Annotated in this window: 22 protein-coding genes; 12 read left to right on the forward strand and 10 right to left on the reverse strand. The window is 72.7% G+C overall.

The features are described 5' to 3' along the window. Window positions 1-21 precede the first annotated feature (21 nt). Genes ACBI99_RS35030 through ACBI99_RS35040 form a run of 3 tightly spaced genes read left to right on the forward strand, consistent with a single transcriptional unit; the run spans window position 22 to window position 1,871 of the window. Complete coding sequence (locus ACBI99_RS35030; protein WP_375074408.1) at window positions 22-798, forward strand: LLM class flavin-dependent oxidoreductase; 777 nt, start codon at window positions 22-24, stop codon at window positions 796-798. Further along, window positions 795-1,226 carry a nucleoside deaminase gene (locus tag ACBI99_RS35035; RefSeq protein WP_246644556.1) on the forward strand — a complete coding sequence of 144 codons (432 nt, stop codon included), beginning with the start codon at window positions 795-797 and terminating at the stop codon, window positions 1,224-1,226. Before ACBI99_RS35030 ends, ACBI99_RS35035 begins: the two co-directional genes overlap by 4 nt. 36 nt (window positions 1,227-1,262) lie before the next feature. Continuing rightward, window positions 1,263-1,871, forward strand: a complete 609-nt coding sequence (locus ACBI99_RS35040) for an NAD(P)H-dependent oxidoreductase (RefSeq protein WP_375074409.1) — start codon at window positions 1,263-1,265, stop codon at window positions 1,869-1,871. A 1-nt stretch (window position 1,872) separates the two neighbouring features. Here the strand turns inward: ACBI99_RS35040 and ACBI99_RS35045 are convergent, their stop codons facing one another. Then, window positions 1,873-2,580 (reverse strand): sulfotransferase family protein, encoded by a 708-nt coding sequence (locus ACBI99_RS35045; protein ID WP_375074410.1) that lies wholly within the window; start codon window positions 2,578-2,580, stop codon window positions 1,873-1,875. A 246-nt stretch (window positions 2,581-2,826) separates the two neighbouring features. Between ACBI99_RS35045 and ACBI99_RS35050 the strand changes: the two genes are divergently transcribed. Both ACBI99_RS35050 and ACBI99_RS35055 read left to right on the forward strand, forming a co-directional pair. Next, a complete protein-coding gene (locus tag ACBI99_RS35050) occupies window positions 2,827-3,219 on the forward strand; it encodes a hypothetical protein (protein ID WP_219504156.1) in 393 nt (130 codons plus the stop codon). Further along, window positions 3,216-5,270, forward strand: a complete 2,055-nt coding sequence (locus tag ACBI99_RS35055; RefSeq protein ID WP_375074411.1) for a M48 family metalloprotease — start codon at window positions 3,216-3,218, stop codon at window positions 5,268-5,270. The genes ACBI99_RS35050 and ACBI99_RS35055 overlap by 4 nt, the downstream gene beginning before the upstream one ends. Here ACBI99_RS35055 and ACBI99_RS35060 read toward each other — a convergent pair. Continuing rightward, window positions 5,267-7,147: a heavy metal translocating P-type ATPase gene (locus ACBI99_RS35060; RefSeq protein WP_375074457.1), complete on the reverse strand. Its 1,881-nt coding sequence runs from the start codon at window positions 7,145-7,147 to the stop codon at window positions 5,267-5,269. The two genes, ACBI99_RS35055 and ACBI99_RS35060, sit on opposite strands and share 4 nt — an antisense overlap. A gap of 144 nt (window positions 7,148-7,291) precedes the next feature. On the opposite strand from ACBI99_RS35060, the gene ACBI99_RS35065 reads away from it, so the two are divergent. Further along, window positions 7,292-7,642, forward strand: coding sequence for a metalloregulator ArsR/SmtB family transcription factor (locus ACBI99_RS35065; RefSeq protein WP_219504152.1), 351 nt, complete (start codon window positions 7,292-7,294; stop codon window positions 7,640-7,642). A gap of 22 nt (window positions 7,643-7,664) precedes the next feature. Here ACBI99_RS35065 and ACBI99_RS35070 read toward each other — a convergent pair whose 3' ends face one another. From ACBI99_RS35070 to ACBI99_RS35085, 4 genes are read right to left on the reverse strand one after another with little or no spacing between them, the layout of a single operon-like run. Next, window positions 7,665-8,438, reverse strand: a complete 774-nt coding sequence (locus tag ACBI99_RS35070; RefSeq protein ID WP_375074412.1) for an ABC transporter ATP-binding protein — start codon at window positions 8,436-8,438, stop codon at window positions 7,665-7,667. Next, the gene (locus tag ACBI99_RS35075; RefSeq protein ID WP_357583013.1) at window positions 8,435-9,403 is read right to left on the reverse strand and encodes an iron chelate uptake ABC transporter family permease subunit; all 969 of its coding nucleotides are present in this window, start codon (window positions 9,401-9,403) and stop codon (window positions 8,435-8,437) included. The genes ACBI99_RS35070 and ACBI99_RS35075 overlap by 4 nt, the downstream gene beginning before the upstream one ends. Further along, a complete protein-coding gene (locus ACBI99_RS35080; RefSeq protein WP_219504144.1) occupies window positions 9,400-10,380 on the reverse strand; it encodes an iron ABC transporter permease in 981 nt (326 codons plus the stop codon). Before ACBI99_RS35080 ends, ACBI99_RS35075 begins: the two co-directional genes overlap by 4 nt. After that, window positions 10,377-11,387: an ABC transporter substrate-binding protein gene (locus ACBI99_RS35085; protein WP_375074413.1), complete on the reverse strand. Its 1,011-nt coding sequence runs from the start codon at window positions 11,385-11,387 to the stop codon at window positions 10,377-10,379. The genes ACBI99_RS35080 and ACBI99_RS35085 overlap by 4 nt, the downstream gene beginning before the upstream one ends. 115 nt (window positions 11,388-11,502) lie before the next feature. Between ACBI99_RS35085 and ACBI99_RS35090 the strand changes: the two genes are divergently transcribed. The 3 genes from ACBI99_RS35090 to ACBI99_RS35100 all read left to right on the forward strand — a co-directional run bounded on the left by ACBI99_RS35090 (window position 11,503) and on the right by ACBI99_RS35100 (window position 18,020). Further along, on the forward strand, window positions 11,503-13,131 hold the full coding sequence (locus ACBI99_RS35090; RefSeq protein WP_375074414.1) for an ABC transporter ATP-binding protein/permease: 1,629 nt from the start codon (window positions 11,503-11,505) through the stop codon (window positions 13,129-13,131). Next, window positions 13,128-14,780 (forward strand): ABC transporter ATP-binding protein, encoded by a 1,653-nt coding sequence (locus ACBI99_RS35095; protein WP_375074415.1) that lies wholly within the window; start codon window positions 13,128-13,130, stop codon window positions 14,778-14,780. Before ACBI99_RS35090 ends, ACBI99_RS35095 begins: the two co-directional genes overlap by 4 nt. A 93-nt stretch (window positions 14,781-14,873) precedes the next feature. Next, a complete protein-coding gene (locus ACBI99_RS35100; RefSeq protein ID WP_375074416.1) occupies window positions 14,874-18,020 on the forward strand; it encodes a S8 family serine peptidase in 3,147 nt (1,048 codons plus the stop codon). Between the two features lie 19 nt (window positions 18,021-18,039). Here the strand turns inward: ACBI99_RS35100 and ACBI99_RS35105 are convergent, their stop codons facing one another. Next, window positions 18,040-18,909: a CU044_5270 family protein gene (locus ACBI99_RS35105; protein ID WP_219504130.1), complete on the reverse strand. Its 870-nt coding sequence runs from the start codon at window positions 18,907-18,909 to the stop codon at window positions 18,040-18,042. Then, window positions 18,896-19,465 carry an RNA polymerase sigma factor gene (locus ACBI99_RS35110; protein ID WP_219504127.1) on the reverse strand — a complete coding sequence of 190 codons (570 nt, stop codon included), beginning with the start codon at window positions 19,463-19,465 and terminating at the stop codon, window positions 18,896-18,898. The genes ACBI99_RS35105 and ACBI99_RS35110 overlap by 14 nt, the downstream gene beginning before the upstream one ends. Window positions 19,466-19,691: 226 nt before the next feature. On the opposite strand from ACBI99_RS35110, the gene ACBI99_RS35115 reads away from it, so the two are divergent. Next, window positions 19,692-20,174, forward strand: coding sequence for a VOC family protein (locus ACBI99_RS35115; RefSeq protein WP_375074417.1), 483 nt, complete (start codon window positions 19,692-19,694; stop codon window positions 20,172-20,174). A 155-nt stretch (window positions 20,175-20,329) separates the two neighbouring features. Further along, window positions 20,330-21,142 (forward strand): DUF2637 domain-containing protein, encoded by an 813-nt coding sequence (locus ACBI99_RS35120; RefSeq protein WP_375074418.1) that lies wholly within the window; start codon window positions 20,330-20,332, stop codon window positions 21,140-21,142. On the opposite strand, the gene ACBI99_RS35125 is transcribed toward ACBI99_RS35120, so the two are convergent. Continuing rightward, complete coding sequence (locus ACBI99_RS35125) at window positions 21,077-22,066, reverse strand: aldo/keto reductase (protein WP_375074419.1); 990 nt, start codon at window positions 22,064-22,066, stop codon at window positions 21,077-21,079. The genes ACBI99_RS35120 and ACBI99_RS35125 overlap by 66 nt on opposite strands. 70 nt (window positions 22,067-22,136) lie before the next feature. Further along, complete coding sequence (locus tag ACBI99_RS35130; protein ID WP_375074420.1) at window positions 22,137-23,360, reverse strand: GNAT family N-acetyltransferase; 1,224 nt, start codon at window positions 23,358-23,360, stop codon at window positions 22,137-22,139. 66 nt (window positions 23,361-23,426) lie between these two features. Here ACBI99_RS35130 and ACBI99_RS35135 point away from each other — a divergent pair, with 66 nt between their 5' ends. After that, window positions 23,427-26,165, forward strand: coding sequence for an AAA family ATPase (locus tag ACBI99_RS35135; protein ID WP_375074421.1), 2,739 nt, complete (start codon window positions 23,427-23,429; stop codon window positions 26,163-26,165). The last annotated feature ends 393 nt before the right edge of the window (window positions 26,166-26,558 follow it).

Raw genomic sequence — 26,558 nt, forward strand, 5'->3', positions numbered from 1 at the left:
CTCGTTTTTATGGAACTTGGGGTGAACGTACCGAACTTCGGGCCCGGCACCGATCCGGGCGTGCTGCGCGAATGGGCGCGCATCGTGGAAGGGCTCGGCTTCGACCTCCTCATGATGTCCGACCACGTGACGATCACCCCGGACGTCGCCGTGCGCTACCCGGAGCCGTTCTACGAGCCGTTCACCACGCTGTCCTGGCTGGCCGGGCTCACCACCACGGTCAAGCTGGGCACCACCGTGCTCATCCTGCCCTACCGGCATCCGCTCCTGGTTTCGCGGATGGCCACCAACCTGAACCAGCTCAGCGGGGGCAGGCTCGTGCTCGGCGTGGGCGTCGGCTGGGCGCGGCAGGAGTTCGAGGCGCTCGGCGTGCCGTTCGCCGAACGCGGCAGGCTGACCGACGACTACCTGGCCACGCTGCGCGACGCCGGGCACACCATCTGGGTCGGCGGCAACAGCGAGGTGGGCATCCGGCGGGCCGTCAAGAACGGCCACCCCTGGCACCCGCTGCGCGGCACCATGCCCTGGATGGCCTCGGTCGTGGCCGGGCACACCCTGCCGGGCTTCGTCCCCCGCATCGCCCTGCGGCTGACGACCACGCCCGTCGACGACCCGGAACGCCTCGCCGGCGTCGGCACGCTGGAACAGATCCTCGACGACCTCGACCGGCTCCGGCAGCTCGGCGCCACCAGCGTCGTGCTCGACCCGTACCACGGCGACCCCGAGGAGACCCGCAGCCCGCAGCCGGCGTGGCGGGCGCTCACCGCCGTCGCCACCCACTGGAGGAACCGCACATGATCACCGCCGCCGACGAGAAGCTGCTGCGCCGCGCCATCGACCTCGCGGCCCACGCCGTCACCCTGGGCGACGCCCCCTACGGCTCCCTGCTCGCGGGGCCCGGCGGCGAGATCCTGGTCGAGGCCCACAACACCGTGCGGCGCGACAACGACATCAGCGCCCACCCGGAGCTCAAGCTCGCCCGCTGGGCCGCCCGCGAGCTCGACGCCGACACCGCCGCCCGCACCACCATGTACACGAGCTGCCAGCCCTGCGGCATGTGCACCGGCGGCATCGTCCGCTCCGGGCTGGGCCGCGTCGTCTACGCGCTGTCCACCGAACAGCTCGCCGAGCTCAACCCCGGCTCGGGCTGGCCGGAGGTCCAGCAGGACGGCCCGGCGCTGTTCGAGGCGGCCCGCGTCCCCATCGAGAGCTACTACCGGCCCTAGCTGTGGGAGACTTTTCCCTCCAATAGCCACATCTGAATGGGTTCGCGCATGCGCATCGGCGTCTACCTCGCCCACCCGAGGCCCGACAGCTTCAACGGCGCCCTCTTCGACGCCGTCGTGGACGAACTGCGCGGACGGGGCGCCGACGTCCGCGCGCACGACCTCTACGCGGAGGGCTTCGCCCCGGCGCTGGCCGCCGCCGAGACCGAGACCGTGGCCGACGGCACCCCGTCCGCCGACGACCTCGTCCAGGCCCACCGGGCCGAGGTCGCCGAACTGGACGCCGTGGTGTTCGTGCACCCCAACTGGTGGGGCATGCCGCCCGCGATACTGGCCGGATGGGTGCAGCGCGTCCTCGTCCCCGGCGTCGCCTACAAGCTCGGCACCGCCGACGGCGAACCCGCCGGGCTGCTCAAGGCCGGGCGGGCACTGGTGCTCAACACCTCCGACACCCCGGCCGACCGCGAACGCGACGAGTTCGGCGACCCGCTGGAGCGCATCTGGGCAGCCTGCGTGCTGCCCTACGTCGGCGTCGTGGACGTACGCCGCAAGGTCTTCCGTACGGTGACCGGCTCCGACGGACCGCAGCGGGACGCCTGGCTGCGCGAAGCCCGCGAGCTCGCGGCCGCCCTGCTCGACGCCTAGCTCACTCCACAGGGTGGAACGGCAGCCCGACCTTCTCGCCCTTCATCAGCCGCTCGATGGACTCCTCCATCATCTTGCTGTCGTTCAGGTGCGGGAACGGCTCCCCCTCAGGGATGTCCACGCCCAGGAACCGGCAGAGCGGCTCCCACCCCTCCCGCACGTCGAACACCAGCAGCCGCTCCGCCGGCAGGCTCTCCCGCACCGTGACGATGTGCCGCTCGAACGCCGCGATGGTCTCCTTCTCGTCCGGGACCACGCCGAAGGGGCTGTCACTGCCCAGCCCCTCCCGGATCATCCGCTCGAGCAGCGGGCGCGTGGTCATCATGTTCTCCACGAGACCGGCCATCTCGGGCGCCAGCTTCTCGCTCTGTAAACGCGCCGGCCCGTTGTCGATGAGCGTCCGCATGCTCGCGAACCAGGACTGCGGGTCGCGGACCGTGAGAACCACCTTGGCCTCCGGGTACGCCTCCGCCAGCTCCCGCCAGAAGAACGAGGCCGGCCAGTCCACCGACGACCGGAACCCCTCCAGCACATACTCCCAGTCCGGGACCGTGTCGTGGCTGGCCAGAGGCGCCCACCGCTTGGCCCGGTCGGAGTTCGACCCCACGTCGAACATGTGATGGCACGGCCCGAACCCGAGCCGCTCCAGTGCCGCCTTCATCGAACTCGTACCGGTGCGCGGGAACCCCGCGCCGATCACGGTCAGCATGCTGCTTCCTCCATGAGGTGTCGGCTGGTCCCGATCATGGTGGTGCAATCCCGAACCTGGCAATCCCCCAAAACCAATACCCGCGGCCCGGCGATTTCGCGAGCGAAATGTCTATGGTGTCGCTGTTCCGATGCATGATGAATTACAGACAGCCGGCCTCGGCGCTGCCTATATTTCTGAAAACAGAATCCCGCGTTGGAGGCCCAGGTGTCCGATGTGTTCGCCAAGGATCTCAGCCGCCGAGTCGTGACGAGAATCGCGCCTGCCGAATTGCCGCTGTTCGATCAGACCTGGGACGCGCTCGGCGGCGGCAACAGGGCGAGATCCCACCGGGAGCCACTCGGGTTCGGGCTGCCGGGGGTGGACGAGATGCTGGTGACGGCGATCGTCTCCGGCGTCGTGACCACGGTGCTCATGGACGTGGGCAAGGACGTCGGCTCGTGGACCGGCCGGCTGATCGGCCGGTTGCGCCGCCGCCCGAAGGAGCTGACCGAGGGCCCGCCGCCGCTGCCGCCGGCCCGGCTGACCGAGATCCGGAAGGTCGCCTACCGGAAGGCGCGCCGGATGGGCATGTCGGAGGCCCAGGCCGACGCCCTGGCCGATGCGGTGGTGAGTGAGCTCGCTCGCAAGCCCTCATGACCGGCCGCGTCCCGTCGGCCACCGCGTCCGGGTTCGTCCTGCTGATCAGCCTGGCGTTCGCGACGACCGCGATCTACCGGCCGGGGGTGTTCGACCGGCTGTCGACGCACGGCTCGCCGGTCCCGCCGAAGGTCAGGGAGGCGTGCCTGCTGGCGGCGCTGAAGGGCCGGGACGACCCTGCGTGCGAAGTGCTGGGCCGGGCCGCCGACCAGGATCTCCGGCTGGGCACGTTGCTCTGTTTCGCGACGCTCGTCCTGCTCACCGGGCTGCAGTACTGGTTCGGCCCGGCCTGGCGGATCCGCCGCCGTCGGCTGCGCCCGGTCGCCGGCGAGGTCCACGACGAGCTGGCGCGGATGGCGCAGGAGGTGCTCGGCGGACGGCGGGTCGTCTTCCTGCTCGACGTGCTCAACCCCGCGGTGGCCGGGCTGGCGTTCGGCCGGGCCGGGCGCAGTTACGTCGTGATCAGCCGGGGCACCTGGATGCTGTACGAGCGCGACCGGCCGCTGTTCCGCGCGGTGGTGCTGCACGAGCTGGCGCACGTGCGCAACAGGGACCTGGGCATCACGGCCGTGACGCTGGCGATGTGGCGGTCGTATGCCGCGGTGATCCTCGTACCGGGCCTGCTCGCCGCCGTGATCGGGGTGCTGTCGGGGCACGCGCCGTTCCTGCGGCCTCTGGAGATGCCGTTCGGCTCGAGCGTGGTGCTGTCGTGGCTGTTCGCCGCCCAGATCATCGGGCTGGCGGTGCTGTCGTGGCTGACCCGCTCGGCGGTGCTGCAGTCGCGTGAGCTGATGGCCGACGCCCGCGTGCTGTCGTGGCAGGAGGACGCGACGCCGCTGCGCCGCCTGTTCGAGGACGCGCCGGCCCCGCGCCGGTGGCCGGTGTCGCTGCGGGTGCGCACCCACCCCCATCTCGCCGTACGCCGCGCCGCCCTGGACGAGCCGGGACCGCTGGTACGCCAGGGCTTCGTCTTCCCGGTGGCCCTGGGCGGCTGCTTCTCCCTCACCATGGACCCCGCCGCGTCGTTCACCGCGCTGGGACGCACCAACACGCTGCCGTGGCCTGCGGAGGTGTTCGCCCTGCTGCTGGCCGTCGTGCTGGGGCTGCGGGCGTTACGGGCCGTGGAGGCGCCGAGCGATGCCGTGCACGTGCCGCTCGGCCTGGCCGTGGGGCTGGCCGGTGGCTGGCTTCTCGCCCCCAGCAGGATGACGGACCACGCACTGGCCCCGTTCCCCGTGTCGGTGCAGCTCGCCGGGCTGGTGCTGCTGGCGGTGGCGGGCCTGCTGCTGGGGGTCTGGGTGCGGTGGGTGGCGCGGGTGTGGGCGCCGAGGGTGCGCGACCTGCGGTCGGCGCTGGCTCCGCTGCTGCTCATCGCGGCCGTGGTGACGCTGACCGCGCGCACGTTCTACCGCGTCCAGAGCGACATCATCATCGCGCACGTCCAGGACTATCCGGCCGTCTCCGACCCGCTGGCCCATGTGCTGATCAGCGCGCAGATCACGCTGGACAGCCGGCTGTCCACGGGCGCCCTGCTCCTGGTCGCCGTCGTCCTGCTCATGCTGGTCCCGATGGCGGTGCGCTTCACCACACTCGGCGAGCCCCGGCCGCCGGCGCCCCGCCGCACCGGCCGCGTCGCCCTGGCCGTGGGCTCCGCAGCCGCCGCGGCCCTGATCACGGTGCTGGTGTCGGGCACGGTCAACGCCTATGTCTTCCAGCGGCCCGGCACCACCCTGTCGGACCACCTTGCCGTCGGAGCCGCGTTCGCCGCCGCTCTCGCCGCCGTCGCGGCCGGGCTGTCCCGGACGTCCCCGGTCGCGAAGGGCATGCTGGCCGGGCTGGCCGGCGCGGTGGTCCACGCCCTCGTGCTGGAGCTGGTGGTGCTCCCCTTGCGGACGGCGCTCCCGTGGACGATCCACATGCTCATCCTGGAGCGCATGCTGGAGGCCGCCCTGATCGCCGGCCTGGCCACGGCCCTGCTGACCCGCCTCCTGCCCGTCCGCGGCGAACCGGCCGCGGCCGCAGCCGTGCCCGTGGGGGAAACGCCTGGCTAGCCCCGACCGGCCCGTGCCTGGAGCCAGGCTTTTTCGCGGAGCAGGCGCAGCCCGTTGAGGCCGACGATGACCGTCGAGCCCTCGTGTCCGGCCACCCCGAGCGGCAGCGGCAGGTCGCCCGTGAGGTCCCAGATGACCAGGCCGGTGATGAAGGCGCCGGCGATGACCAGGTTCTGGACGATGAGGCGCCTGGCCTGGCGGGAGAGGGCCACCGCGGCGGGGATGGCGGCGAGCTCGTCCCGTACCACCACGGCGTCGGCGGTCTCCAGGGCGAGGTCCGATCCGGCGCGGCCCATGGCGATGCCGCTGTGGGCGGCGGCCAGCGCGGGAGCGTCGTTGACGCCGTCGCCGACGACGAGCACCTTGCTGCCGGTGTCCTGCAACTGACGTACGAGGCCGACCTTGTCCTGGGGGAGCAGTCCGGCGCGTACGTCGGTGATGCCGACCTGGCCGGCCACGTGGGCGGCCGCGCGGGCGTTGTCGCCGGTGACCAGGACGGGGGCGCTGCCGGTGAGCGCGGTGAGTGAGGCGACGGTGGCGGCGGCGTCGGGCCGGAGGCGGTCAGTGATGCCGAGCACCCCGATCGGCTCGCCGTCGCGGGTGACCAGGACGGTGGTGCGGCCCTGGGCTCTCAGGTCGGCGGTGTCCGGCACGCCCGGCCCGTGCGGCAGGCGGTCGGGGCTGCCGACCGTGATCTCGGCGCCGCCCACCGTGGCGGTCACGCCGAGGCCGGGGGTGGAGGCGAAGTTCTCGGCTCTCGCCACGTCGAGGCCGCGTTCGCGGGCGGCGTCGGTGACGGCGCGGCCGAGGGGGTGTTCGCTGGGGTGTTCGGCCGCGGCGGCCAGGGCGAGCACCTCGTCGGCGGACAGACCGGCGGCCGGGCGGATGTCGGCGACCTGCGGGGCGCCTTCGGTGAGGGTGCCGGTCTTGTCCAGCGCGACGGCGTCGACCTGGCCCAGGCGTTCCATGACGACCGCGGACTTGATCAGTACGCCGTGCCGCCCGGCGTTGGCGATCGCCGACAGCAGCGGCGGCATGGTCGCCAGCACGACCGCGCACGGCGACGCGACGATCATGAACGTCATCGCGCGCAGCAGGGTCGGCTCCAGGTCGGCGCCGAACATGAGCGGCAGCGCGAACAGCGCCACCGTGGCGATGACCATGCCGATGGAGTAGCGCTGTTCGACCTTCTCGATGAACAGCTGGGTCGGCGCCTTGGTCCTCGACGCCTCTTCCACCATGGCCACGATGCGGGCGATCACCGAGTCCGCCGGGTCCCGTTCGACCCGTACGCGCAGGGCGCCGCTGCCGTTGAGGGTGCCGGCGAACACCTCGTCCCCCGCCTGCTTGGTCACGGGCAGCGGTTCGCCGGTGATGGTGGCCTGGTCGACCTCGCCGGCCCCGTCGAGCACGCGCCCGTCGGCGCCGACGCGCTCGCCGGGCCGGACCAGGATCACGTCGCCGATCGCGAGCCGCTCGGTGGGGACGGTCTCCTCGCCGCCTTCCTCGGTGAGGCGGCTGGCCGTGGTGGGGGCCAGGTCGAGCAGGCTGCGTACGGAGTCCTCGGTGCGCTTGGTGGCGACCGCCTCCAGCGCGCCGGAGGTGGCGAAGATGACGATGAGGAGCGCGCCGTCGAAGACCTGCCCGATCGCGGCGGCGCCGATCGCCGCGGCGACCATGAGCAGGTCCACGTCCAGCCGGGGCTCGCGCAACGCCCGCAGCCCCGCCAGCCCGGGCTCCCAGCCGCCGGCGGCGTAGCAGGTCAGGTACAGGGTCCACCACAGCCACGGGGGCGCCCCGGCCAGCTGGCAGAGGCCGCCGGCGGCGAACAGTGCGACGGCGACGGCGGCCCAGCGCACTTCCGGCAGCGTCCACATGCCGGCGCTCCACGGCGTGACGCGCCGGTGCCCGGGGGCGGGGGCGGCGGCCTGGGCGGCGCTCAGATCGGTAATCACCGGGTCATCGTATATGCGTATATACGCAGACAGGCAAGCAGGGCGGGCTGTGGCTAGGCTGAGACCATGCACACGTCGCTGTCCGGCTTCGACATGCCGTCCGAAGAGCAGGTGCACCTGGCGGCCGAGTCGTTCCGGCTGCTGTCGGACCCCACCCGCATCAAGATCCTGTGGGCGCTCCTCCAGGGCGAGTCGTCGGTCGCCTGCCTGGCCGAGCTCGCCGACGCCGCCCCCACCGCCGTCAGCCAGCACCTGGCCAAGCTCCGCCTGGCCGGCCTGGTCAAGGGACGCAGGGAAGGCACGTTCGTCTACTACACCGCCGCCGACGAGCACGTACGCCGCCTGCTCGCCCAGGGCCTCTACCACGCCGACCGCATCGACCGCGGCGAGGACCACGAGCTGGTACGCGAGGAGTAGCGGACCCCGGCCAGGGCGGCGGTCAGAGGGCGGCGTCGAGCAGGCAGCGGGGCGAGCCGTGCAGCTCGTCCGTGACCACCCGCCCGGCCACGCCGAACACGTCGGCCAGGAGCTCCGGCGTGATCACGTGTGCCGGCTCGCCGTCGGCGTGGACCCGGCCCTCGTGGAGCGCGACGACGCGTTCGGCGAAGCGGGCCGCATGGTCCAGCTCGTGCAGGACGGTCACGACGGTGAGCCCGCGGATCTCGCGCAGGGTGCGGACGAGTTCGAGGACCTCCAGCTGATGGCGGATGTCCAGATGGGCGGTCGGCTCGTCCAGGAGCAGGATGCCGGTGTCCTGGGCCACGGCGAGCGCCAGCCGGACGCGCTGGCGTTCGCCGCCGGACAGCGTGTCGAGGACGCGGTCGGCGAGGTGGGCGACCCCGGCCACCTCCAGCGCCTCGTCCATGGAGTCCGACTCCCGCAGCAGGCCGAGCGGCCCCTGGTGGGGGTAGCGGCCCTGGCGGACGAGTTGGCGGACAGTCAGCGCGGGCACGGGCGGCAGGCTCTGGTGCAGCACCGCGAGCCGCTGGGCCACCTGCCGGCGCGACAGCGACGTCAGCTCCGCGCCGCCGAGCAGGATGCGGCCGGACGACGGCTTGACCAGGCCCGCGATCAGGCGCAGCAGCGTGCTCTTGCCGCAGCCGTTGACGCCGACCAGGGCCACGAACTCGCCGGGCTCGACGGTGAGGTCGACGCCGGTCAGGACGGGGCGGGTGGCGTACGAGAAGTGCAGGTCCTCGACCTTGATGCTCATTGCGATCTTCCCAGTCTGATCAGGACGGCGGCGCCGGCCAGGGCGGTGATCACGCCGGTCGGGACGCCGAGCCGGTGCGTGCCGTCGAGGAGGTGCCCGGCGAGCTGGGCGAGGCTGTCGGCGCCCGCGAGGGCGACGGCGCCGACGACGGCGACGGTGGGGACGCGCCCGCCCAGCCTGCGCGCGACGTGCGGGGCGGCCAGGCCGACGAACGCGATCGCCCCCGACAGGGCGGCCGCGCCGGCGGTCAGGGCGATGGCCACAGTGAGCGCGACCGCCCGGCCGAGGCCGGGACGCAGGCCGAGCGAGGCAGCGTGGTCGTCACCGGGTGACAGGACGGCCAGCATGCCCGAGCAGGCCCACGCCACGGCGACGCCCCCGGCGATCCACCAGGAGGCGAAGGCCAGGTGCTCCCACACCCGTCCCTCCACCGAGCCGATCAGCCAGCGCAGCGCGTTGCCGAACCTGCTCGGCTGGTAGGCCAGCAGCATCGTGGTCAGCCCGGCCAGCAGCGCACTGCCGAGCAGGCCGTGCACCACCAGGTTGGCCGGGTCGCGGCCCGCCGACAGCAGCCAGGTGAGCCCGCCGCCCAGCGCGCCTCCGGCCAGGGCGGCGAGCAGCGCCCCCGCGGCGGAGTCGGCGGGGAACAGGCCGAGCGTGAGCCCGCCAAGGATGCCGAGCACCGCGCCGGGGTTCACGCCGGAGAACTCGGGCGCGGCCAGCGCGTTGCGCAGCGTCGCCTGGAGCACGTACCCGGCGACGCCCAGGGCGGCGCCGGTGAGCAGGGCGGTGAGCAGCCTCGGCACGCCGAGCTCCCACACGATCTTCTCGGCCTGGCTGTCGGCGGCCCCGTCGAGCAGGCCGGAGATCGCGCCGGGCGGCTGGCCGGAGACGAGCAGGTGCGTGGCCGCGACCAGCAGCAGCAGGGCCGCCGCCACGACGACCCGCGCGGGCCTCGTCGTCATGAGGCCGCCCGCCTGCGCAGCAGGGCGGCTCCGGCCAGCACGCCGGCCAGCGCCGTCCACGCCCCGAGCGGAGTCTCCACCGGGTCGAACGCCAGCCGCGCGGCCAGGTCGGCCGTCAAGGTGATCAGCGCCCCGAGCGCGGCCGACCACGGGAGCCAGCCCCGGGCTCCCGCGTGCGGGCGCAACCGCCTGGCCAGCACCGGTGCCAGGAACCCGACCCAGGCGATCGGGCCGCACGGCCCCGTCACCGCCCCGATCAGCAGGGTCGACACCGCGAGCACCCCGAGCCGGGCGAGGCCGACCCGGCTGCCGAGCGAGGCGGCCGCGTCGTCACCGAGGCGCAGCAGGCCGAGCGCGGGCACGCACAGCACGACGAGGGGGAGCGCGACGGCGAACCACGGCAGCGTCTCCGAGGTCTGCTCCCACATCAGGCCGGACAGGCTGCCGACGAGATAGCGGAAGAGCATGTCGTACTGGAGCCGGTCGGCGGTGGCCATCACGGCCAGCAGCAGCGCCTGGATGCCGGTCGACACCGCCGCGCCGATCAGCAGGACGCCGCCCGCGCTGCGGCCCGACCTGGCCGCGGCCAGCGTGACGAGCCCGCCGAGCGCGGCGCCGAGCAGGCCCGCCAGCGGGTACAGCGACGGCGGCACGGGCAGCGCCCAGATCACGCACACGCTGACCGCCAGCGCGGCCCCGGTCGAGACGCCGAGCATCTCGGGCACGGCGAGCGGGTTCCGCAGCGACTCCTGGAGCAGGAGCCCGGCGGCGCCGATCGCCGCGCCGCCCACCAGGCCGATCAGCACGCGGGGCACGCGCAGCTCCCAGACCACGAGGTGCGCGATCGACTCCGGGGACGTCGTGAGCAGGTCCTGCGGGGCCACGAACGGCGTGCCCAGGCAGAGGCCGGCCAGCGCCGCGACGGCGAGGCCGAGCCCGGTGACGATCGCCGGGCGTCCGCCGAGCGCAGCGCTCACCCGGCGGCCCTGGCGAGCGCCTCGTCGAGGATGATGCCGAACGCCCTGGTGCCCCGGCCGGACGCCCACAGCTCGGTCGGCACCTCGAACACCCTGCCTGCCGACACGGCGGGAACGCGCTTCCACACCGGGTTGTCCTTGTAGTGGTCGCTGACCTTGGTGCCGAACGACTGGATGAAGATGACCTGAGGGGCCTTGGCCAGGATCTCCTCGATGCTGTAGGCCTGCGCGGTCTCGAAGCCGCCGCCCTTGCTGGGCCAGGGGTAGGCGAAGAACTGCGACAGGAAATGCCCCAGTACGTCCTCGGTGGTGTTGACGCCTACCGAGGTGCCCCCGTACATCGCCAGGACCGGCGTCCGGTCCAGCCCCGCCGCCTTGGCCCGGGCGGCTCCCTCGGTGAGCTTGGCGCGGAAGCGGCTCTCGGCCTCGGCCTGCTGCCGCCCGCGGTCGGTGAGCTGGGCGAGCGCGCGCAGGTAGCCGATGGAGTCGTCGTACGACTTCACCTGGACCACCCACAGCGGCGCGAACTTCTCCACGGCGGTCCTGAGCTGGTCGTGCACCCCGGCCAGGCCGATCACCAGGTCCGGCTTCGCCTCGGCGATCTTCGCGACGTCCTCGCCGCCGAAGCTGCCGGGGATGACGGGGACGCCGGCGCCCTTCGCGCCCAGGTAGTCAGAGCGGGAGAGCAGGGCGGGCGTGGTCGTGGCCACGGGGGTCAGGCCCAGCTCGACCAGGGCGTCGTCGCACAGCCCGGTCAGGCACACGACGCGCTCGGGCTTCTTCTTCAGCGTGAACGTCCCGCCGTGCGGGTCGGTGACGGTCAGCGCGGCGCTGACGGGGGCGACCGGGGCGGCGGTGGCGGTGGCCTTGGGGGACGCCGTGGCGCCTGGACGGGGGTCGCTCTGACCGCAGGACGCCACCAGGACGAGCGGGATCAGGGCGAGGAGTGAGCGCCTCAGCGCGGGCCGGGCGCGATGCCGGCCGAGGGAGAAAGCGCCGCGGCGCATGGAACCTCCAGGAGTGAAAATCATTGTCGTCTCTAGACGATGAAAATAGTTATCATTTACGCTCGCTTCCCATCAAGTCGGCACAACGTGCCTCAAGGACCCGGAAGGACAGCGCGTGATCGTTCATCGCCGGCTGCTGCAGCTGGCCGGCAGCGTGAGAGGGCCGATCGCGGCCTGCGTGGCCCTCGGCCTGGCGGTCAGCGCCGCGTACGTGACCCAGGCGGTCCTGCTCGCCGCCGCCCTGGCAGCCCTCGTACGCGGGGACGTTCCGGCCGCGGTGGGCCTGCTGGCCTGGACCTTCGCGGTGATCGCGGCGCGGGCGGCACTCCTGTGGGCCAGGGAGGCGGTGACCGTGTGGGCGGGCGGGCTGATCAAGGCCAGGCTGCGCGACCGGCTCATCGTCCACCTGGGCAGGCTGGGTCCCGCGCACCTGTCCGGCGCCCGCACCGGGAACGTGCAGACCACGCTGGTCGACGGCGTGGAAGGGCTCGACCCCTACTTCAGCCGCTACCTTCCGCAGGTCGTGGTCACCTTCTGCGTGCCGGTGGCGCTGGTCGGCTGGCTGTTCACGGTCGACGCGGCGGCCGCCGCGGTCCTGGCCGTCGCCGTGGCCGGGGTCCTGGTCGTGCCCAGGTTCTGGGACGCGACCCTGCTGCGCCGGGGGCGTGGCCGGTGGGCCGCGTTCGCCGCGCTGGCCTCGGACTACCTGGAGGCGATGCAGGGCATGGCGACGCTGCGGGCGTTCGGGGCGGTCGCCGCCCTGGGGGCACGGCTGGCCGGGCGGGCCCACGACCTCTACCTGACCACCATGCGCCAGCTCAGGATCTCCCTCGTGGAGACCGGGATCAGCGCGTTCTTCGTGCAGGCGGGCACGGCTGCGGCCGTCCTCGCCGCGACGGCCTCGGGCAGCGCGTGGGAGGTGTTCGCGGTGCTGGTGATCGCCGTCGAGTGCTTCCGGCCGGTGAGAAACCTCTCCGACGCCTGGCACGCCGGATATCTCGGGATAACGGCGGTCGACGGCATCGAGGCGCTGCTGGCGGCCTCCCCGGCCGTCGAGGACCGGGGGACGCGGCGGGACTTCCCCGCGCCGCCCGCCATCACGTTCGAAGACGTCAGCTTCACCTATCCGGGCGCCGGACGCCCCGCCGTCCGCGGCGTCGGCCTCACCGTCGAGCCCGGCCGCACCGTCGCCCTGGTCGGCCCGTCCGGCGCGGGCAAGAGCACGCTGGCCGCCCTGCTCCAGCGGCACCACGACCCCGACCAGGGGCGGATCAGCATCGGCGGGGTCGACGTACGCGACCTCACCCTCGACGCGCTGCGCGGCGGCGTCGCCGTCGTGGCGCAGGACACGTACCTCTTCCACGGCACCGTGGCCGAGAACCTGCGCCTGGCCAGGCCCGACGCCACCGACGAGGAACTGGTCGCCGCCGCCAGGACGGCCGCCGCCCACGACTTCATCACCGAACTGCCCGCCGGCTACGACACGCCGCTGGGGGAGCGCGGGGCGACGCTGTCGGGCGGGCAGCGGCAGCGCCTGTCCATCGCGCGGGCCCTGCTGGCCGACGCCCCGGTCCTGGTGCTCGACGAGGCCACCTCACACGTGGACGCGCGTACCGAGCAGGCGCTGGCACAGGTGCGCGAGGGCCGCACCTGCCTGATGATCGCCCACCGTCCCGACACCATCCGGCAGGCCGACCACGTGGTCACCCTGGAGAACGGCACCATCCTGGAGAGCGTGGCATGACCCCGTCCATCCGCTGGCTCGCGGGCGCCGTCGGCGCGCACCGCCGGGCCTTCCTCTCCACCCTGGCCGCGAACCTGATCGGGCAGCTCGCCGTGCTCGGCGCGGCCGTGACCGGCGCCTGGCTGACCGGCCGGGCGATCGCCGGCCAGAGCGCGCCCCTCGGCCTGGCCGGCGCCGTGCTCGGCGGGCTCGTCGTGGTCGCCACACTGGCCGCCTGGTGGGAGACCTACGTCGCGCACGACCTGGCGTACCTGGTGCTGGCCAGGCTCCGGGGTCAGGTGTACGACGCGGTCGCCAGGATCACCCCCGCCCGCCTGCTGGGCCGCCGCAGCGGCGACCTGTCCGCCGCCGCGCTGTCCGACATCGAGACCCTGGAATGGCTGTTCGCGCACACCCTGGCGCAGCTCATCACGGCGGGCACGGTGCTGACGGCCGGGACCCTGGCCGCGGCGATGATCGACCCCCTGCTCCTGGCCGTCTCGCTCCCGCTGGCCGCGTGCGTGCTCGCCGTGCCGCTGTGGCTGCGCAAGACCTCCCGCCGGCACGGCGACGAACTGCGGGCCGCCACCGCCGAGCTGACGTCCGACGTGGTCGACACCGTCCAGGGCATGCGCGAGCTCACCGCCTTCCGCGCGCTCGACCGCCGCAGGGACCTGCTGGCCCGCAAGACCCGCCGGCTGGCCCGCGCCCAGGCGGCGAACGCGGCCCGCGGCGGGCTGGAGGCGGCGCTCACCGACCTGCTCCTCGCCGTCGCGGCGGCGGGGACGCTGCTCCTGGTCGTCACCGTCATCCGGACCCCCGCCGACGCCCCGCTCGCCATGATCCTCGCCGCCAGCTCGCTGGGCCCGGCCGCCCAGGTGGCGCTGCTGCTCAAGGAGTACGGCACGCTGCGCGCGGCCGCCGACCGGGTGCACACGCTGGTCACCGCACCCGCCAACGTGCCCCCGCCGCAGGAGCCGCGCGAGGTCGCCGCCCGCCCGGACGTGGTCTTCGAGAACGTACGGTTCCGCTACACGCCCGAGGGGCCCGACGTGCTGCGCGGAGTGTCGTTCCGCATCCCGTACGGCACGACCGTCGCCCTGGTCGGCGCGTCGGGGGCGGGCAAGTCCACCTGTGTGTCACTGCTGCTGCGCCACTGGGACCCGGACGACGGGCGCATCCTGGTCGGCGGCGTGCCCCTGCCGAACATCGCCGAGCCGCACCGGCACGTCACGGTGGTGCCCCAGGACGTGCACCTGTTCGCCGGCACGGTCGGGCAGAACGTGCGACTCGGCGCGCCCGACGCCGACGTGGCCGGGGCGCTGCGCACCGCGCAGCTCGCCATCGACCCGGAGCTGCCCGTCGGGGAACGGGGCGTCACGCTCTCCGGCGGCCAGCGTGCCCGGGTGGCGGTCGCCCGGGCGCTGGCCACGCGGGCCCCGGTGCTCGTCCTGGACGAGGCGGTGGCCAACCTCGACCCCGAGAACGAGGCCCGCCTCACCGAGGCGCTCCGGCGAGCCGCCGCGGGCCGGGCCACGCTCGTCATCGCCCACCGGCTCTCCACCATCCGGGAAGCCGACCACATCGTGCTGCTGGAGGAGGGACGCGTCGCCGCCGAAGGCCCCTACGACCAGCTCAGCGAGAGGCTGTCCCAGCTGTTCGCCCGATAGCCGTGGAAGAAAAAACGACCTTCGAAGGAACAGGGGAGGAAAGCGAATCGATTTCTCATCTTGCGAGGGTCAATGACATCAGGCAAGAAACTCGTGGCAGCGGTCCTGGCAGGCACGCTGAGCGCGGGCGCGACACCGGCGGCCGCCGCGGCCGGGCATGCGAGCTTGGACGCGGCGGGCAGCGTGACGCTGCTGACCGGCGACCGGGTCGTGGTCACGGGCAAGAGGTTCCGGGTGGAGCCGGGCGCGGAGCGGGAGGTGCACTTCACGTCCGGGTACCGCGACGGGCACCTGTACGTGATCCCGTCCGACGCCGCGCCCCTGATCGACCAGGGGGTGCTGGACGAGCGGCTGTTCGACGTCACCCAGCTGCTCGCCTGGCGCTACGGCGACGCGGACACGGCCGACATCCCGCTGATCACCCGGTCGCCCGAGGGAACGGCGCCCGCGCTGAAGGGCGCCGCGGCGACCCGGCGGCTGAACAGCCTGGGCATGACGGCGCAGCGGGTGGCCAAGAAGAGCGCCGCCGAGGCGTGGCGGGGCCTGCTCGCCGGGGCGTCCACCCTGGCCGAGGGCAAGAGCAGGATCTGGGTCGACGGCCGGCGCTCGTACACCCTGGACCGCAGCACCGAGCAGATCGGCGCGACCGAGGCGTGGCGGCAGGGCCTGACCGGGCAGGGCGTCACGGTCGCCGTGCTCGACAGCGGGTACGACCCCACGCATCCGGACCTGAAGGACGTGGTCACCCAGTCACGGAACTTCTCCGACGAGCCCGGCATCGAGGACCGTCTCGGACACGGCACCCACGTCGCCTCGATCATCGCCGGAGCAGGGGAGAAGTACCGAGGCGTGGCGCCGGGAGCCCGCATCGCCCTCGGCAAGGTGGGCGGAGCCGCCGGGATCACCGACTCCGCGATCCTGGCCGGGATGGAGTGGGCCGCCACGGAGGTCAAGGCCAAGGTCGTCAACATGAGCTTCGGCAGCCCCGACGAACCCGGCCTCGACCCGGTCGAGGAGGCGGTGAACACGCTGTCGCGCGACACGGGCACCCTGTTCGTGGTGGCCTCGGGCAACGAGGGTGACCAGGGCGTCGGCACCCTGTACTCCCCCGGCAGCGCGGACGCCGCGCTGACCGTCGGCGCGGTCGACCACGCCGACCAGGTGGCCGACTTCTCCAGCACGGGCCCGCGCGTCGGCGACCACGCGGTCAAGCCGGACGTCACCGCCCCCGGCGTGGACATCGTGGCCGCCGCCGCGACGGGCACCGCCGACGGGACCCATGTGGCCAAGAGCGGCACGTCGATGGCCACCCCGCACGTGGTGGGCGCGGCGGCCGTCCTCGCCCAGCGCCACCCCGGCTGGAGCGGGCAGCAGCTCAAGGCGGCGCTCGTCGGCAGCGCCAGGCCGACCGGTGGCGCCACGCCGTACCAGCAGGGCACCGGGCGGGTGGACGTGCCCCGCTCGCTGGCCCAGGAGGTGCTCGCCACGCCCACCGGCGTGTGGGCCGTGTTCCCCTGGCAGCACCCGGGCGAGCGGCAGGCCGCCGGGACGATCACGTACGCCAACACCGGGAGCACGCCCGTCATCCTGGACCTCGCGGCCGACTCGGACGTGCTCACGCTGTCGCCGCAGCGCCTGGAGGTGCCCGCGGGCGGGGAGGCGTCGGTCACGGTGACGATCGACGCCGGGGGCAGGAGCCCCGGCGACCATCCGGGCATCGTCACCGCCACGGCCGGTGACACGGTGATCCGCACCCCGGCCGGCGCCTACGTGGAGCCGGAGTCCTACGACGCCACGGTGACCGTCCTGGGCAGGGACGGGGCCGCCGCCGACGGGATCCGGGGAGTCGTCTACGACCAGGAGACCGGCGCGCAGCGCAGCCTCGTCTTCCACGGGAACGTGGCCAGGATCAGGCTGCCGAAGGGACGCTGGAACGTCTCCACCACCGTCTTCGGCAGGGCGGAACACAGCCTGACGTTCGCGCACCAGCCGTTCGAGATCGACGACGCCGACGTGTCGCTGACGATCGACGGCCGCCAGGCGAAGCGGTTCGCGTTCACGGTCGACGACCCCACCGCCGTCCCCGACCCCACGTTCGGCCTCTCCCTGGTCAACGGCCCCTGGAAGGCCGCGATGTTCGCCTACAACTACGCCGGCGGCTACTACGTCGTCCCGGTGCGGCAGCCGGGCCTCGCCTACCTGGCCCATGTCGCCTGGGTCAAGAAGGACACGGCGTTCAGCCCGTACCGCTATGACCTCGTGGACCACCGTACGGACGGCTTCCCTGACGACCCCGGGTACGCCGCGCGGACCCGGGACATGGTCAAGGCGACCGAGACGTTCCGCTCGGCCGCGTCGGGCGCCACGGGCGCGCTGCACTCGGGGCCGGTGCTGCCCGGCAGCGACGTCGGGGGAGGGGCGAGCACGTGGGACATCCCGCAACCGGGCAGCCGGACGCGGTACCTGACCCCGGGGTTCGCGTGGAACGAGGAGTTCAGCACGGGCACTCTGACGGAGGTCGGCACCGGTCCGGTGCGTGACAAGGACTTCACCCAGGTCTGGAACGCCGCGGTGACCGGCCCGTCGTTCGCCTCGCCGGGCGGCAGCCGTACCGGCGACACGCTGGACTTCCCCGCCGTCGGCCTGTACAGCAGCGGAGCCGCCGGCCGTACCGGCATGGACGCGGCCGCGACCGGCGCCCTCACCCTGACTGCGAACGGGAAGCGGATCGCCACGACCGGCATCACCGGCTGCCTCCCCTACCGGAGCGAGGAATGCACGCTCACGGCCACGGTGCCTGAGACGGACACCGCCTACACGCTGACCGCCTCCTCCCGACGGCCGGAAGCGGCGCTGTCCACGGGCGTCGAGGCCGTCTGGACCTTCCGCTCCGCCCGGACGGCCGAGCCCGAGCCCCTGCCGCTGATGGCCGTGCGCTACGCGCCGCAGGGCCTCGACGACGCCAACCGCGCCGAGCCGGGGTCACGGACCACCCTGCCGATCCGGGTCGAGCGGGCCCCCGGCGCCCGAGGGGCGGCCGTCTCGTCCGTCAGGCTGGAGGCGTCCGCCGACGACGGGAAGACGTGGCGACCGGCGCCCGTCCGGGTGACCCGGTCGGGCTGGACGGCCCGGCTGTCCAACCCCGCGACCCCCGGGCACGTCTCGCTACGCGCGACGGTCAAGGATCGGGCGGGCAACGCCGTCACCCAGACCGTGATCCGCGCCTACGCCGTCGGCTGACGATCCCCTTTCAGCCCTGTCAGCCCTTCCGCACCGGAGGCAGCTCGTCCGTCCACCCGGTGGACACCGAGATGAACCCGGAGCTGAACGACAGGTCGCCGTCGTCGACGATGACCAGGTTGGCACGGACCACCCGGGCCTTCCCGGGATCGATGACCAGCTCGATGTCCATGCCGCCGTCGGGGCTGGGGAAACGCACCCGCTGCCCGTCCTCGGCCGGGCCCGCGTTCTCCACCCCCGGCGTCGCGGCGAGCGCGCGGAACGCCGCCGAGCGCACCTCCGCCGGCGCCGGGAGGCCCGTGATCAGCGCGAGCAGGGTGAAGGTGGGATCGCCCCGGACCTCGGAGCCGAACATGTCCTTCTCGTCGCCCGTGCGCGCGGCGATCCACGCCTTCAGCGGCTCCGGGTCCGTCGGCAGCCTTTCGAGCTCCTCGAAGCCGATCTCGGCGCCCTTGAGCCGGAGCGTCTTCCAGGCCGGCGCCGGGACGACGGCGTCGGGCGGATCCCCCGGCACCCCCCTGGTCCAGCGCTTGCCGTCACGCCTGGTCCAGGTCTCCATCGGCGGGATGTCCGACTGGAGCCGCTGATGCCTGACGTGCCAGTACGTCCCCGAACCCTGGGGCGTGCGTTCCGCCGTGGCGGCGGCCATGAGCAGCACCTCCCTGCCCGTGACCGGCGCGCCGTCGTTCGCGGGCGCTCCCGCCGCGAACACCACCGCCGCCGTGGCGCCGGCGGCGACCAGCGCGATCCCCGGGACGAACCACCCGGCCCGCCGGCGCATCCGGCTCGTCCGCGCCCTGCGCCGCAGGCGCTCCCGCCCGCGCGCGACCGCCGCCGCGGACGGCTCCGGCCCGCTCAGCAGGGCGGCGATCTCGTCAAGGTCGTTCATGGGTGGTCTCCTTGTCGGTGAGGGCCTGGATCTTGGCGCGGGCCCGGCTGAGCCGTGAGCCCACCGTGCCGAGGGAAATGCCGAGCGCCTGGGCGATCTCGGTGTAGCTGAGCTGGCCGAGGGCGAGGAGCAGCAGCACGTCACGCTCGCCGCCGTTCAGCGAGGCGAGCGCCACGGCCAGGTACGGCTGCGCGGTCACGGCGGCGACGACCCGGTTCTCGTGCCCCTCCACGACCGGCGCGGGATCCAGCCGGGCCAGCGCCTTGTAGCGCCGGGCCTCCTTGTGGCGATGCCGGGCCACCAGGTTCGTGGCGAAGCCGAACAGCCAGGGCCGCAGGCCGCCTCGCTCCAGGTTGAACCGGTCACGCCGGTCGAACGCCAGCAGAAACGTCTCCGCCGTGATGTCCTCGGCCGCCTGGCTGCCCAGGCGGCCCGTTACGTAGCGGTAGATGTCGTGGAAATACCGGTCATATACGGCGGTGAACAGCTCAGGGTTCCGCCGGTAGCCGGCGACGAGATCGGCATCGGTCACCTGCTCGCCCACATCGGCGGTCATGTGGCCGTCTCTGTCATGAGTGTGCCTTCCGGATGGAGAACGCTACTTTCATCCACCCTTCACGGCACCCGCGCCTTTTCTTCCCGCGGCCGCTTCTTCCCACGACCGCTTCTTCCCGCGACCGCTTCTTCTGCGACCGCGCCGCGGGCGGCCGGCGGTGGGCCGCTCGTTTGAACCGGGGCGGCAGGTGCAGAAGACACGTCACATCACGAGGAGGCGCGTTCGATTGACCGGACAGGACGTCAGGCCCACGCTGTGCCAGGTGGTGCTCGACTGCACCGACGCCAGAGCCCTGGCCGAGTTCTACCGCCACCTGCTCGGCCTGGTCTACCGGCCGGGCGACGAGCCGCCCGAGGCGGGCGGCGACGACGAGCGGGGCCGCGACTGGCTGGTGCTGCGAACCCCCGAGGGCGCTCCGCAACTCGCCTTCCAGCAGGTCGAGCGGCTCCCCGAGCCGACCTGGCCCCAGGACGGGATCCCCCAGCAGCTGCACCTGGACCTGACCGTGGCCTCGGTCGAGGACCTGCTGGCCCAGCACGAACGCGTCCTGCGCCTCGGCGGCCGGCCGCTGCTGGACCGCGCCGACGACCCCGAGGAGCCGCTCCACGTGTACGCCGACCCGGCCGGCCACCCGTTCTGCGTCTTCGTCTCACACCGCGCCGCCCAGGCGAGCCCGGAGGAACGAGACCGAGACCGGCCTGCGCCCTGAGCCGTGAACCGGCCCGTAAACGCAGCGATCGCCCAAGCTGAGCTCGGGCGATCATGTACGAAGGTGTGCGTCCGAGGGGGGACACCGCCGATACGTACATGCCCTTCAGTGCCTCCACCACTCTCGTTCTCCCTGATCGGACGGGGTGAACAGCGATGGCGGCACGCACTCTCGCGGTTCGTCGCATTCAGGGGACAACCATTGCCGGCGTTGCCTTCCTCGCGCTGGTCGCGGCGGTCGTTTCCTTCAGGCATATGCATGAGCTCTGCCTGCGCCACGGTGAGGACCGTTTCGCGGCGGTACTCATTCCGCTAGCGGTTGACGGGCTGATCGTCGTCGCTTCGATGTCCATACTGCTGGCCAACCGATGTGGTTCCCGCGGTGGTGCCCTGGCCTGGACCCTGCTCGTGGTCGGCAGCCTGGCCAGGCTCGGCGCCAACGTCGCCGTCGCGGAGCCGAGTGTGATCGGCAGAGTCATCGCAGCCTGGCCGAGCGCCGCCCTTATCGGTAGCTACGAGTTGCTGATGTCCCAGATCCGCTGGGCAGCGGGCGAGCTGGCGCACGCCCAAGAGGCACTCGCTTCCGCCACAGTGCTCCAGACGGCGCGGATGCCGAGCCCCTGCAGGGTGCGGGGCGGACTTCAAATCTATGAGCCGAGGAAATACGCAGCGGGACCACCCTCATGTAGGGCGGGCCAACGAGGTGAGGCCGGGCACACTGCCGCCGGAGTGGGGGACCACCCCAGCATGCGACGGACCACCCCCGCAGGCGCGGGGCCGACCGTCCCAGCTGTCCCGGACAGGAGGCAGAACATCGGGTGCCACCGGAATACGGCAGAAACGGGCCGCCGACGCCAATCCCCAGTGGTCAGCCCGGCACGCCCGCACTGTGACTCGATCGACTCACGGTCCGGCGTGCACCACGGCGCGTTCGTCCAGCAGGCCCGCCTCGCACAGGTCGGACCATAGCCCCGCGGGGATCGGCGCCGAGAACGCCTCCCTGTTGCGCAGTACCTCCTCCTGCGAGCGCATGCCCACGACGACGCCCGCCACCACCGGGTGCAGCAAGGGGAAGGCCATCGCGGCCTGCGGGACGCTCACACCGTGCTCCGCGCAGACGTCCGCGATTCTGTTGACCCGTTCCAGCAGCTCAGGGGTGGCGGGTCCGTAGTCGTACCGCGCTCCCTCGGCGGGCCTGTCGGTGGCCAGCAGACCGGAGTTGAAGACGGAGGCGGCAACGACGGAGACGCCGTGTGCGGCGCATGCGGGCAGCAGCTCGTCCAAGGCGGTGTGGTCCAGCAGGGTGTAGCGACCCGACAGCATGACGACGTCCGCGTCGGTCTCCCGCACCAGACGGGCCAGCTTGCCAGGGTGGTACATGCCCGCGCCCACGGCGGTGACCACACCCTGGGCGCGCAGCTCGGCCAGCGCCGGATAGCCCTCGCGCAGGGCAGTCTCGAAGTGCTGTTCGGCGTCGTGCAGATACAGCACGTCGATCCGGTCGAGGCCCATGCGGGTCAGCGAGTCCTCGACACTGCGCAGGACGCCATCGCGGGAGAAGTCCCAGACCCGGCGATGGGTGGCCGGGACGGCGAAGCTCTCGTCCATCCGCCCTCGCGGGTCCTGCGGGATCAGCAGCCGGCCGACCTTCGTCGACAGCGTGAAATCCGCCCGCGGCCGGCCGCGCAGCAGCTCGCCGATGCGGCGCTCGGAGTGCCCGATGCCGTAGTGCGGCGAGGTGTCGAAGTAGCGGATTCCCGAGTCCCAGGCGGCCTCCAGCGTCTGCGCCGCGGTGTCGTCGTCCAGGGGATCGAACAGGCCGCCCAGAGGCCCGCCGCCGAAGCCCAGTTCGGTGACCGTCGTGGTGCTGCGTCCGAGCCGATGCGTACGCATGTGGTGTGTCTCCTTTGTCAGCGGTTCCGGCATCCGGCCGGAGGCGTGTTGTGCAAGACTCCGCGCCAGGTCAGAAGGCGGGGAAAGCCCAGCCTGAGGGGTGGAAGGGCTCGCGTTCCCAGCGGAAGGCGAGCGAGGCGGCGGCGATCGCACCTGGGCAGAATTCCTCGACGCGCCCCGCCGCCGCCAGGGAGGTCAGGGACGTGCCGCCCAGGTAGGCCGCGCCCAGCTCGCCTGCCGTCAGGCGCAGGTCCGGCCGTGCCCGGGTGCGTTCGCAGGTGACGGTGTCGCCATCGGCCAGCAGCCGGTGGCGACCGGCGTTCCATGGACAGAACGGATCCTGGACCTCCAGCACCAGATCCAGGGGCGTCGCGTAGCGGCGAGCGGTGAGCGCGCGGCCGATGTCCACGAGGCGGACCCACAAATTGTCGATCAGCGTGGTGCGAGCCGCGCGTGGGTCGGTGAGCAGGTGCTTGAGGGGTTCGTCGAGGGCGCCGTCGTAGACCAGCCCGGTGTGCGCGTCGAGGTCGATGAGGAAGCGCCACATGGCGGCGTACGACTGCCTGGTGGTGGCCGCGAGCTCGACGACGTGCACGAGGTCCTGCTTGGAGCGATAGAGAGCGTAGCCGGTGACCTCGCCGCCCGCCTCCAGATGGACCGCGAAGCGCAGGGCCGTCCCGCCGTCGCGGGCGCCCTCGCCGTCGGCCAGCCGGGCCTCCCAGAACTTCCCCGTACGGTCCACCCAGCCCACGGAGGTACGGCGGGCGGTGTCGTAGACCTTCTCCAGCAGCGGCTGCGCCCTCTCGCGGGAGAGCAGCCTGATCGTGCCGTCGCCGAGTTCGGTGCCGGGGCGCAGGGCCATGAGCCGCTTCTCGCCGCGGACCTCGGCCACGTGGCTGGCGATGCCGTACCCGAAGCGTCCGTAGATCGTGGCCTCGGCGGCGTTGAGCGCGGCGATCGGCTCGCCGCCCGATTCGTGCAGGTCGGTGAGTTGTCTGCGCATCATCGCGGTGAGGATGCCGCGGCGCCGGTGCGTGGGCAGGACCGCGACGAGCGTGATGCCGGCGACGGGTGTCGTCCCGCCGGGGACGGTCATGACCCGGCCGTAGATCGACGCGCCTCCGACGATCTCCGTACCGTCGTAGGCGGCGAGGGTGCGACCGGGCTCGATGGAGACGGCGGCGTTCCGTAGGCCGCCATCGACCCAGTCCTGGCCGTAGGTCGTGGTGATCATGCGCGCCCACGCGTCGAGCTCGTCGGCACCGATGGTACGCAGCGGGTAGGTGGCTGTCATGGGTTCGAGCCTGGCCGGGTAAACACCCCCGACACATCTGGCGATCTGGGTATTTATGCTGGTGCCGTGGTGGCGGAGCGCGTGGTCAGTCCCAGGTTCGTCGGCCGGGCAGAGGAGCTCGCGGCCCTGGCAGCGGCCCTGGACACGGCGGTCGAGCAGGGGCCTGCGGTGGCGCTGGTGGCCGGGGAAGCGGGGATCGGCAAGTCGCGACTGCTGGCCGAGTTCGCGCGCACGCTGGGGCCGGAGGTGCGGGTGGTCGCGGGTGCCTGCGCGGAACTGGGCAGCGACGGCCTGCCGTACGCGCCGTTCGTGACGGTGCTGCGCAGGCTGATCCGGGTCGAAGGGATACTGCCGGGCCCCTACCGCCAACTGGCACGCTGGTTCCCGGAGCTCGGCGACGCGGGCGGCGGGGAAGGCGGCAAGCACCGGCTGTTCGAGGAGGTCCTGTCCCTGATCGAGCGGGTGGCCGCGGACCAGCCGCTGGTTGTCTTGATCGAGGACCTGCACTGGGCCGACGCCGCCACTCGCGAGTTGCTGAGTTTCCTGGCCAGGAACGTGACCCAGGCAGGCGTGCTCCTGGTGATCACCCACCGTCCCGTGGAAACGCCGCTGTCCGAGCTGTCCCGCCACCCGCGCGTGACCACGCTGCGCCTGGAACGCCTGGACCGGGAGGACGTAGGGCGCCAGCTGGCCGCGATCCTCGGCGACGAGCCGGACGCGGCCGTGGCACGCCGCGTCCACGAACGCAGTGAGGGCAACCCGCTATTTGTTGAGGCGCTCGCCCGCGCCGGTGAGCGAACCCCGGACAGCCTGCGTGACCTGCTGCTGCACGGACCGCGCTCGCTGCCGGGCCCCGCTCGCGAGCTGACCCGCCTGGCCTCGGCGGCGGGCGGGCGGGTCAGCCACCGGCTGCTGGCGCAGGTGGCTGGGCAGGACGGGCCCGACCTGGACACCCTGCTGCGCGAGCTCGTCGACCGCGGCCTGCTCGTCACCACGGGCGACGGCTACGACTTCCGCCACGCCTTGATCCGGCAGGCCGTGTACGAGGATCTGCTGCCCGGCGAGCGGGCCCGCCTGCACACCCGCTACGCCGACGCCCTGCGCGATGTCGGGGCCCACGCCGAACTGGCCGCGCACGCCTACGCCGCAGGGAACCGCAGGCAGGCCCTGCGCGCCGCCTACCTGGCCGCAGACCAGGCACACGGGTTCTACGCCTACGAAGAGCAGGTGCGCCTGCTTGACCAAGTCCTCGAACTCTGGGACCCCCACGCGGGGCTGGACGTCGACAGGATCGACATCCTCACAAGGGCTGCTGAGGCCTGCATGCTCAGCGGCGACTACGCACGCGGCATCGACTACGCCACCACGGGGCTGAGCGCGATCGACGAACGGCGCGAGCCCGAACGCACCGCCCAGTTGCTGGAGCTGCGGGGCAGACTGCGGCACCGGTTGAACGCGAACGGCGTCGCCGACTGGGAACGAGCCCTCGAACTCCTGCCCGCCGACCCCGGCAGCATCCAGCGGGGGCGGCTGCTCGGGGTGCTGGCCATGGGCCTGCTGCCCGAGCTGGGCAAGGCACGCGAGGCGTTCGAGGAGGCGCTCGCCGTCGGCCTGAGCACCGGCGACCCCACGGTCACCATCCGCGGACTGCTAGGGGTCGGATCCATGACAGGCGACCTCGGCCTGCTGGCGCAGGCCCGCACGCTCGCCGAACGGCTCGACAGCCACGACCTGCTCATGACCATCCCGATGTACGAGGCCACGATGTACACCAGGACCGGCGACCAGGAGCGCGCCATCGAAGCGGCCCGCGACGGCATGCGCCACGCCCGCAGGTACGGGCTGGGCCGCAGCCGGGGCGCCGAGCTCGCGCGCTACGCCGGGCACGCGCTGATCCTGGCCGGGCGGTGGGACGAAGCGGCCGCCATCCTGCGTGAGAGCATCACGGAGAATCCGCCACCGCTGTCGCGGCAGATCCTGCTCGTCCTCGACGGCTACCTGTCCCTGCTGCGCGGGGATGTGGCCGCGGCAGCCGACGCCGCGGCGGCCGTGGAGCACGCCGACAGCGGAAGCCTGTTCCCCCGCCATCAGCTGTTCTGCCTGCTCGCCGTCGCCCAGGGCAACCCGGAACGCGCCGATCGGCTCCTGGAGCGGGCACTGGCCGACCCGGAGTTCACCCGCGTCTACAGTAGCGACGCTCGTCCGGTCCTGGTCGCCGGCGCGCTGGCACAACGGGCCCGACTCGACCACGACACCGGCGATGACGTGCGGGGGCAGGTCGCCGAACGTCATGCCGAACTCACCACGGCCGACGCGACGCTCGGGGTCGACGGGCCATTCGACCGCGCCTGGCAGATCATGCTGCACGCCCTGATCGAGGACACCGGCTGGGACGAGGCGGCCGCGGCCTGGCGGGAGCTGAGGCAGCCGTACGAACTGGCGCTGAGCCTGTACCACGGCGCGCGGGCGGCGCTGGCCGCGGGCGACAAGCCCGGCGCGACCACCCGAGGAAGGCAAGCCGCCCGGCTGGCCGAGGACCTGGGCGCCGCGCCGCTCTCCCGGGAGATCGCCCTGCTTGGACGACCCCGACCGGCTCAGGACGGGCTCACCGAACGCGAGCACCAGGTGCTCAGGTTGATCACCGAGGGCTTGAGCAACCGGCAGATCGCCTCTCAGCTGCACATCTCGCCGAGCACGGCAGGCGTGCACGTCTCTCACATCCTGACGAAACTGGGCGCGGCAACCCGCACCGAGGCGGCGGCCATCGCCTTCCGCGAAGGGTTGACAGGGCCTTTCTCTTCTTAGAGTGACGTCTCCTACACATCGCCAACGCCCGTTCGCGGTGGCCCAAGCGACAGGATGAGGCATCCACTTCGGGTACGCCAGGCGACGACAAGAAGCGTTCGATGCAACAAGAACAAGCAGCGACGAGGGCACAAGCCACTACGGCGGTCGACTCCAGCTCGATCGAGGCCACCAGGGTGAACAAGGCCGAGCGGTGCGAGCCGTAGTGCTGATCCAGCAGCGGAAGGTAGTTGTTGCCAAGTAGGCGGCCCGTTTCTGCCGTATTCCGGCTGCCCCCCAACATGGACCATCCCCGCATGCGCGGGGCCGACACTTGTTCACCTGGGGCTTTAGGAGCTCAGGGGGTGGTTTCCTTCGGTAGCTGAGCTGAATGTCGCATTGCTGCGTTCCTTG

It is taken from the genome of Nonomuraea sp. ATR24, from assembly GCF_041950485.1.
Classification (GTDB): Bacteria; Actinomycetota; Actinomycetes; order Streptosporangiales; family Streptosporangiaceae; genus Nonomuraea; species Nonomuraea ceibae.

Excerpts from the sequence above, each read along its gene's own strand:
- ACBI99_RS35045 (WP_375074410.1), bottom strand. The coding sequence starts at position 2,580 with ATGCTGACCGTGATCGGCGCGGGGTTCCCGCGCACCGGTACGAGTTCG.
- ACBI99_RS35105 (WP_219504130.1), bottom strand. The coding sequence starts at position 18,909 with ATGAACGACCTTGACGAGATCGCCGCCCTGCTGAGCGGGCCGGAGCCG.
- ACBI99_RS35075 (WP_357583013.1), bottom strand. The coding sequence starts at position 9,403 with ATGACGACGAGGCCCGCGCGGGTCGTCGTGGCGGCGGCCCTGCTGCTG.
- ACBI99_RS35070 (WP_375074412.1), bottom strand. The coding sequence starts at position 8,438 with ATGAGCATCAAGGTCGAGGACCTGCACTTCTCGTACGCCACCCGCCCC.
- ACBI99_RS35035 (WP_246644556.1), top strand. The coding sequence starts at position 795 with ATGATCACCGCCGCCGACGAGAAGCTGCTGCGCCGCGCCATCGACCTC.
- ACBI99_RS35130 (WP_375074420.1), bottom strand. The coding sequence starts at position 23,360 with ATGACAGCCACCTACCCGCTGCGTACCATCGGTGCCGACGAGCTCGAC.
- ACBI99_RS35120 (WP_375074418.1), top strand. The coding sequence starts at position 20,330 with ATGGCGGCACGCACTCTCGCGGTTCGTCGCATTCAGGGGACAACCATT.
- ACBI99_RS35040 (WP_375074409.1), top strand. The coding sequence starts at position 1,263 with ATGGGTTCGCGCATGCGCATCGGCGTCTACCTCGCCCACCCGAGGCCC.
- ACBI99_RS35110 (WP_219504127.1), bottom strand. The coding sequence starts at position 19,465 with ATGACCGCCGATGTGGGCGAGCAGGTGACCGATGCCGATCTCGTCGCC.
- ACBI99_RS35065 (WP_219504152.1), top strand. The coding sequence starts at position 7,292 with ATGCACACGTCGCTGTCCGGCTTCGACATGCCGTCCGAAGAGCAGGTG.
- ACBI99_RS35125 (WP_375074419.1), bottom strand. The coding sequence starts at position 22,066 with ATGCGTACGCATCGGCTCGGACGCAGCACCACGACGGTCACCGAACTG.
- ACBI99_RS35095 (WP_375074415.1), top strand. The coding sequence starts at position 13,128 with ATGACCCCGTCCATCCGCTGGCTCGCGGGCGCCGTCGGCGCGCACCGC.
- ACBI99_RS35085 (WP_375074413.1), bottom strand. The coding sequence starts at position 11,387 with ATGCGCCGCGGCGCTTTCTCCCTCGGCCGGCATCGCGCCCGGCCCGCG.
- ACBI99_RS35055 (WP_375074411.1), top strand. The coding sequence starts at position 3,216 with ATGACCGGCCGCGTCCCGTCGGCCACCGCGTCCGGGTTCGTCCTGCTG.
- ACBI99_RS35060 (WP_375074457.1), bottom strand. The coding sequence starts at position 7,147 with ATGTGGACGCTGCCGGAAGTGCGCTGGGCCGCCGTCGCCGTCGCACTG.